The 7265-nt window shown below is 71.1% G+C and carries 5 protein-coding genes; 3 read left to right on the top strand and 2 right to left on the bottom strand.

The window, feature by feature from the left end; all coding sequences use genetic code 11:
* Positions 1–2400 (top strand): ATP-dependent Clp protease ATP-binding subunit (locus tag I4J89_RS48815; RefSeq protein WP_196421060.1); only part of this gene is annotated, 2400 nt, incomplete at its 5' end.
* A 16-nt stretch (positions 2401–2416) separates the two neighbouring features.
* Here I4J89_RS48815 and I4J89_RS48810 read toward each other — a convergent pair.
* Together I4J89_RS48810 and I4J89_RS48805 are read right to left on the bottom strand one after the other, a co-directional pair.
* Positions 2417–3154: a hypothetical protein gene (locus tag I4J89_RS48810; RefSeq protein ID WP_196421059.1), complete on the bottom strand. Its 738-nt coding sequence runs from the start codon at positions 3152–3154 to the stop codon at positions 2417–2419.
* A 116-nt stretch (positions 3155–3270) separates the two neighbouring features.
* Positions 3271–4158 (bottom strand): LysR family transcriptional regulator, encoded by an 888-nt coding sequence (locus I4J89_RS48805; protein ID WP_230860856.1) that lies wholly within the window; start codon positions 4156–4158, stop codon positions 3271–3273.
* Between the two features lie 71 nt (positions 4159–4229).
* Between I4J89_RS48805 and gabT the strand changes: the two genes are divergently transcribed.
* On the top strand, positions 4230–5552 hold the full coding sequence (gene gabT, locus I4J89_RS48800; RefSeq protein ID WP_196421058.1) for a 4-aminobutyrate--2-oxoglutarate transaminase: 1323 nt from the start codon (positions 4230–4232) through the stop codon (positions 5550–5552).
* A 223-nt stretch (positions 5553–5775) separates the two neighbouring features.
* On the top strand, positions 5776–7161 hold the full coding sequence (locus tag I4J89_RS48795; RefSeq protein WP_196421057.1) for an NAD-dependent succinate-semialdehyde dehydrogenase: 1386 nt from the start codon (positions 5776–5778) through the stop codon (positions 7159–7161).
* Positions 7162–7265: the final 104 nt, after the last annotated feature.

The following is a 7265-nucleotide window of genomic DNA, read 5'->3' as shown; positions in this document are numbered from 1 at the left end:
CTGATCCACGAGGGTGAGGGTGTCGCGGCCAAGGCTCTGGAGAGCCTGGGCATCTCCCTGGAGGGAGTGCGGCAGCAGGTCGAGGAGATCATCGGTCAGGGCCAGCAGGCGCCGAGCGGGCACATCCCGTTCACGCCGCGCGCCAAGAAGGTTCTCGAGCTGTCGCTGCGTGAGGCACTGCAGCTCGGCCACAACTACATCGGCACCGAGCACATCCTGCTCGGTCTGATCCGCGAGGGCGAGGGCGTCGCCGCCCAGGTGCTGGTCAAGCTCGGCGCCGACCTGAACCGGGTCCGCCAGCAGGTCATCCAGCTGCTCTCCGGCTATCCGGGCAAGGAACCACCGGTGTCGGGGTCGGCCGCGGTCGGCGGCGAGGGCACTCCGGCGACCTCTCTCGTACTCGATCAGTTCGGGCGCAATCTGACGCAGGCCGCTCGGGAGGGCAAGCTCGACCCGGTGATCGGGCGGGAGAAGGAAATCGAGCGGGTCATGCAGGTGCTGTCCCGCCGGACCAAGAACAACCCGGTGCTGATCGGCGAGCCCGGTGTCGGTAAGACCGCCGTGGTGGAGGGGCTGTCCCAGTCGATCGTCAAGGGTGAGGTGCCCGAGACGCTCAAGGACAAGCAGCTGTACACGCTGGATCTGGGTGCGCTGGTCGCCGGTTCGCGGTATCGCGGTGACTTCGAGGAGCGCCTGAAGAAGGTGCTCAAGGAGATCCGTACGCGGGGCGACATCATCCTGTTCATCGACGAGATCCACACCCTGGTGGGTGCGGGTGCCGCCGAGGGCGCGATCGACGCCGCCTCGATCCTCAAGCCGATGCTGGCCCGCGGCGAGCTGCAGACCATCGGCGCGACGACCAGCGACGAGTACCGCAAGTACGTCGAGAAGGACGCCGCCCTGGAACGCCGGTTCCAGCCGGTACGGGTGGAGGAGCCCACGCTGGAGATGACGATCCGGATCCTCAAGGGCCTGCGGGACCGCTACGAGGCACATCACCGGATCAGCATCACCGACGGCGCGCTCGTGGCGGCGGCGACGCTGGCGGATCGGTACATCTCGGACCGGTTCCTGCCGGACAAGGCGATCGACCTGATCGACGAGGCCGGCGCCCGGATGCGGATCCGCCGGATGACCGCGCCGCCGGACCTGCGCGAGTTCGACGAGCAGATCGCTCAGGTGCGTCGCGACAAGGAGTCCGCGATCGACGCGCAGGACTTCGAGAAGGCCGCCCAGCTGCGCGACAAGGAAAAGCAGTTCCTCGCGCAGAAGGCGCAGCGCGAGTCGGAATGGAAGGCCGGCGACTTGGATGTCGTCTCGGAGGTCGACGACGAGCAGATCGCCGAGGTGCTGGGCAACTGGACCGGTATCCCGGTCTACAAGCTCACCGAGGAGGAGACCACTCGGCTGCTGCGCATGGAGGATGAGCTGCACAAGCGGGTCATCGGCCAGGACGACGCGGTGCAGGCGGTCTCCAAGGCGATCCGGCGTACGCGTGCCGGTCTGAAGGACCCGAAGCGGCCGTCCGGTTCGTTCATCTTCGCCGGCCCGTCCGGTGTGGGTAAGACCGAGCTGTCCAAGGCCCTCGCCGAGTTCCTGTTCGGTTCCGAGGACGCGCTGATCCAGCTGGACATGTCGGAGTTCCACGACCGGTACACGGTGTCGCGTCTGGTCGGTGCCCCTCCCGGTTACGTGGGTTACGACGAGGGTGGTCAGCTGACCGAGAAGGTGCGGCGCAAGCCGTTCTCGGTGGTGCTGTTCGACGAGATCGAGAAGGCGCACCCGGACGTCTTCAACACGCTGCTGCAGATCCTGGAGGACGGTCGCCTGACCGACGGCCAGGGCCGGATCGTCGACTTCAAGAACACCGTGATCATCCTGACGACGAACCTGGGCACGCGGAACGCCGCCAAGGCCGTACAGCTCGGATTCCAGACCTCGGAAGACACCGTCAGCACCTACGAGCGGATGAAGACGAGAGTCAACGACGAGCTGAAGCAGCACTTCCGCCCGGAGTTCCTGAACCGGATCGACGACACGATCGTCTTCCATCAGCTCTCCGAGGACGAGATCCTGCGGATCGTCGACATCTTCATCGCCCGGATCGGTACCCAGCTCAAGAACAAGGACATGGGGCTGGAACTCTCCGCGAAGGCGCGCAAGTTCCTGGCCACCAAGGGCTTCGACCCGGTGATGGGTGCCCGGCCGCTGCGCCGCACCGTGCAACGCGACCTGGAGGACCCGCTCTCCGAACAGATCCTCTTCAACGAGCTGCGCCCCGGCCAGACCGTGGTGGTCGACTGCAAGGGCAAGCCGGAGAAGCTGGTCTTCCACAGCAAGGGCCGGGAGAAGGTGCCCGCCGCCGCGGCCGGCGAGGAGAAGGCGGCCGGCGAGGAGTAGGTGATAGGACGAGCCGTTACTGCCCGGCGAGCACGACCAGCTCGCCGGGCCCGGCGGTCAGCACGGTGGCCGAGTCCTCGGCCCGTAGGCGGTAGGCCACCGGCGGGCCGGGCGGTCCCCAGACCGCCCCCACGATGACCCCGGTCCGTTCCTGGTCCGGGCTGGTCAACCGCACCCGCGTGCCAGGGGCGTGCCCGTCGTTGGCGACCATCAGCAGAGCGTCGAGGATCTGCCGGACCCCGGCGAACGGCTGCTCGTCGAGCTCTTCGCGCTCCAGCAGCTCGCGCACCTCCCGGTCGAGCCGGGCGCACTCCATGTCGACCGCGGTCTCCTCGCCCATCTCGGCGATCCATGCCAGCTCGCCGACCGGCGGCACCAGCTCCGGGGCGTGCGCGGCGACCGTGACGTAGAGCATCGACAGCAGCTCCTGCCGGCCCTCGCCGTGGTAGAGGCCGTAGGCCGGCGGGAACCGCTCGACGAGATGCCGCGCCCGGCCGTCCGGCAGGAGGGCGGCCCGCCTGGTGTCGTCGCGCCGCTGCTCGAAGGTGCGCCGGGCACGCTCGTCGATCAGGCGCTGCCGGCCCGGATAGATGGTGCGCCCGTAGCTGGCGATCGTCTCGCCGGACCGGAGCCCGACGGCCTCCAGCTGGCGCGCGGCCACGGAGTAGGCGACACCGGCGCGGGCCGCCTGCGCCCGGATCGCCCGCTTGCGGGCTCGCCCCCGTCGAGGCGTCCGTCGATTGTGATCAGCCATCCTGCTCACCGCCCTTGCGAACCCGGCGGCGGCCAACGGCCCGGATACCTATGGCCTGACGCCAGATTGAAAACGGTTCACTGCGGATGATATCGCCGGGCGCCCATGCGCGGGGGTCACCCGGCGGGGGCGTCGTATCGACGACGGACGTATCTGCCGAGCCGGTCGGCGAATTCCGCGATCGTCGACGCCGCCGCGTGCCGGGAGTCCCAGACGGCCACCAGGCGGATGCTGAGACGGCGGTCGCCGGTCGTGACGGCGAGGGGCACCAACCCGAACCGGGGATCGTCGGAGGCGACCGCGATCCCCCGGCCCGCCGCGGCCAGGGCCTGCGCGACCGTGCCGTTGGCGGCCTCGATCGCCGTGGCCCAGCTGCCTCCGGCGGCGGTGACCGCGGCGTCCAGCGACTGGCGCGCGGTGAACGCCGGCGGCAGCACGATCAGCGGTTCGGCGAGCAGTTCGCTCAGGGCTACCGAGGAGCGGCCGGCCCAGCCGTGATCCTGGTGCACGTACGCCCAGACCGGCAGCACGGCGAGCGGCCGGAAGACGAGGGGTGCGGCGGCGCGTACCGTACCGATCGCCAGGTCCGCGCCGAGCCGCAGCGTCTCTGCGGGCGAGAGCCCGTCGGCGCCCGCCACGTCGATGGTCGGGTCCTCCGGCGCGAGGGTCGCTATGAACGGCGACACCACGTCGGTCAGGGTGACCGTGGGCGCGCCGATGGTGAGCCGCTCCAACCGCCCGTGGGCGTGGAAGGCCGCGGCCACCCGCAGCGCATCGGCGCGTTGCAGCAGGTCCCGGGCTTGCGGCAGCAGCTCCCGGCCGGTGGTCGACAGTTCCAGCCGCCCGCCGGATCGGTCGAAGAGCGCCACACCCAGGTCGCGTTCGAGCTGACGGAGCTGACGGGACAGGCCCGGCTGGGTGAGGTGCAGCCGCCCGGCCGCGCCGCTGACCGTGCCGGCCTCGGCGGTAGCCACGAAGTAGCGAAGATGACGCAGCTCCATCATGCCTCCGAGGCATAGTTCGATGCCCAAATGGTAATGGACTGGCATACTCGGGCGGTCCGAAACTGGACGGCGTGAGCATCGAACAGCAGCGCCGGCTGGTCACCGAACTCCCCGGCCCCCGCTCCCTCGCCCTGATGAGCCGCAAGACCGCGGCGGTCCCCGACGGCGTCGGCACCACCATGCCGGTCTTCGCCGCTCGCGCCGGCGGCGGCATCGTGGTGGACGTCGACGGCAACCACCTGATCGACCTGGGCTCCGGCATCGCGGTCACCTCGGTCGGCGCGAGCGCGCCCCGGGTGGTCGAGGCGGTCACCGAGCAGGTCGCCGCCTTCACCCACACCTGCTTCATGGTCACGCCCTACGAGGGTTATCTGCGGGTGGCGGAGACGCTCAACCGGATCACGCCGGGCGATTACGAGAAGCGCACCGTGCTGTTCAACTCCGGCGCCGAGGCGGTGGAGAACGCCGTGAAGATCGCCAGGGCGCACACGCAGAGGGACGCGGTGGTGGTGTTCGATCACGCGTACCACGGGCGGACGAACCTGACCATGGCGATGACCGCGAAGAGTAAGCCGTACAAGCACGGGTTCGGGCCGTTCGCGCCGGAGGTGTACCGGGCGGCGGGGTCGTACCCGTACCGCGACGGGAATCTGGACGGTGCGGCCGCGGCGGCGCGGGCGATCGACTGGATCGACAAGCAGATCGGCGCGGAGAACCTGGCGGCGCTGGTCATCGAGCCGATCCAGGGCGAGGGCGGGTTCATCGAGCCGGCGCCGGGATTCCTGCCCGCGCTGGCGGCGTGGTGCCGGGCCAGTGGGGTCGTGTTCGTCGCCGATGAGGTGCAGACCGGCTTCGCGCGTACCGGTGATCTGTTCGCCTGTGAGCGCGAGGGTGTCGTACCCGATCTGATCGTGACCGCCAAGGGCATCGCCGGCGGCCTGCCGCTCTCCGCGGTCACCGGCCGCGCCGAGATCATGCAGGCGCCGCACGTGGGCGGCCTGGGCGGCACCTACGGCGGCAATCCGCTGGCCTGCGCGGCCGCTCTCGCGGCCATCGAGACAATCGAGGCCGAAGGCCTCGCCGAGCGGGCCCGCAAGATCGAGAGCTTGCTCATCGAGCGCCTGTCACGGTTGCGGGATCGAGACGATCGCATCGGCGACGTACGCGGACGCGGCGCCATGATCGCCGTCGAACTGGTCCGTCCCGGCGGCACCGAACCCGACCCGCGGCTCGCCCGGGACGTCGCCCGTGCCGCCCACCAGCAGGGCGTGATCGTGCTGACCTGCGGAACCTACGGCAACGTGCTGCGCTTCCTGCCCCCGCTGACGATCAGCGACAAGCTCCTGAACGACGCCTTCGACGTGCTGGACGCCGCCTTCGCGGCCACCCGATGACACCACGCCCGGGACCGCGTGCGCTCCGTGCCCGCAGCTTTACCTGCCACCCGATGACACCGCGCCCGGGACCGCGTGCGCTCGAGGCCCGCAGCCTTACCTGCCACCCGTTGAGCACCGCGCCCGGGACCCACGCGCGCAAGACCCCCACGCTCGATGCCCGCCGCCTTCCCGGCCGGGTGACGAGCGCCGCACCCGAGACCACCGCGCAGGAGAGCACCCGATGACCGCCACGTTCACCGTCACCGACCCGGCCACCCTGGAGGCTGTCGCCGAGGTCGCCGACCAGGGCATCGCCGAGGCCCGGCAGGCCGTCGACGCCGCGACCGCCGCCTTCCCGGCGTGGTCGCGGACCGCGCCGAGGAAGCGTTCCGAGATCCTGCACCGCGCCTTCCAGCTGATGCTGCGCGACCGCGACGAGCTGGCCCGGCTGATCAGCCGGGAGAACGGCAAGTCGCTGACCGACGCCGCCGGTGAGGTGACGTACGCGGCCGAGTTCTTCCGCTGGTTCGCCGAGGAGGCGGTCCGCCCCGGCGGCGAGTACGGCGAATCACCGGCCGGCGGCGCCCGTACCCTCGTCACGCACCACCCGGTGGGCGTCGCCGCCCTGGTCACGCCCTGGAACTTCCCGGCCGCGATGGCCACCCGCAAGATCGCGCCGGCGCTCGCCGCCGGTTGCACCGCGATCCTCAAGCCTGCGGCGGAGACGCCGCTCACCGCGCTGGCCGTGGCCCGGCTGCTCACCGAGGCCGGCCTGCCGGACGGCGTCGTCACGGTGGTGACCACCACCGACTCGTCCGGCGTCGTCGGCGCCTGGCTGAACGACGAGCGGGTCCGCAAGATCTCCTTCACCGGCAGCACCGCGGTCGGCCGGGTGCTGCTGCGGCACGCCGCCGACCGGGTGGTCAACTCCTCGATGGAGCTCGGCGGCAACGCGCCGTTCATCGTCACCGAGGACGCCGACCTGGACGCGGCCGTGGCCGGCGCGATGATCGCCAAGTTCCGCAACGGCGGGCAGGCCTGCACCGCCGCCAACCGGTTCTACGTGCACGCGGCGGTCGCCGACGAGTTCGTCGCCCGGTTCGGCGCGCGGGTCGAGAAGCTGACCGTGGGCGCGGCCGGCGACGGTAGCGACATCGGGCCGCTGATCAGTGTGGCGGCCCTGAACCGGGTCCGCCGCACGGTCGACGAGGCGGTGGCGGCCGGTGCCAGGGTCAGCCACCAGGCCGCGCTGCCCGCCGCCCCCGGGCACTTCTATCCGCCGACAGTGCTGGTCGACGTGCCGGCCGACGCGGCGATCCTGCGCGACGAGATCTTCGGGCCGGTCGCCCCGATCACCACCTGGACCGACGAATCGGCCTTGCTCGAGCAGGTCAACGACACCGAGTACGGGCTTGCCGCGTACGTCTTCGCCGGTGATCTGGCCCGCGCCCTGCGCCTCGGCGAGTCGATCGAGGCCGGGATGGTCGGCATCAACCGCGGCCTGGTCTCCGACCCGTCCGCGCCGTTCGGCGGCGTCAAGCAGAGCGGCTTGGGCCGCGAGGGCGCCCGCGACGGCCTGCGCGAGTTCCAGGAGACCCGCTACCTGAGCGTCGACTGGCCGGTGTGACATAGCAGCGCGGCCCGGCCCGACGCGGCACGGCACGGCCCGACGCGGCACGGCCCGGCGCGGCGCGGCACGCCCGGCGCGGCACGGCCCGGCGCGGCGCGGGC

This window comes from Actinoplanes aureus, assembly GCF_015704865.1.
Taxonomy (GTDB): Bacteria; Actinomycetota; Actinomycetes; order Mycobacteriales; family Micromonosporaceae; genus Actinoplanes; species Actinoplanes aureus.
The sequence above is the reverse complement of the archived record's forward strand: the minus strand, read 5'-3'. Positions and strand labels throughout refer to the sequence as shown.

Bases quoted from the DNA above. Each gene is read 5' to 3' on its own strand.
- I4J89_RS48810 (WP_196421059.1), bottom strand. From the start codon at position 3,154: ATGGCTGATCACAATCGACGGACGCCTCGACGGGGGCGAGCCCGCAAG.
- I4J89_RS48805 (WP_230860856.1), bottom strand. From the start codon at position 4,158: ATGATGGAGCTGCGTCATCTTCGCTACTTCGTGGCTACCGCCGAGGCC.
- I4J89_RS48795 (WP_196421057.1), top strand. From the start codon at position 5,776: ATGACCGCCACGTTCACCGTCACCGACCCGGCCACCCTGGAGGCTGTC.